This is a genomic window from Cedecea sp. B1(4) (genome assembly GCF_059414925.1).
In genome coordinates this window covers 1-261 of sequence record NZ_JCAHMZ010000389.1, presented here as the reverse complement: position 1 = coordinate 261, position 261 = coordinate 1, and the positions used below count along the sequence as shown (strand labels likewise).

Here is a 261-nt window from a genome sequence, read left to right as displayed (position 1 = left end):
GCGGTAAACAATGCAGAAAATCAGAGTTCTATGTGTGGATGATTCCGCGCTCGTGCGCGGACTGATGACCAAGATCATCAACAGCCAGCCGGATATGGAAGTGGTTGCGACCGCGCCCGATCCGCTGGTGGCGCGCGAGCTGATCAAAAAGCACAATCCCGACGTGTTGACGCTGGACGTGGAAATGCCCCGCATGGACGGGCTGGATTTCCTTGAAAAGCTGATGCGCCTGCGGCCGATGCCGGTGGTGATGGTGTCGTC

At 57.9% G+C, this 261-nt stretch carries 1 protein-coding gene; it reads left to right on the top strand.

What is annotated here, in order from left to right:
- Positions 1-10: 10 nt before the first annotated feature.
- Positions 11-261, top strand: a 251-nt coding sequence (locus ACR6JA_RS23425; RefSeq protein WP_494599953.1) for a response regulator, incomplete at its 3' end; no start/stop codon positions are given.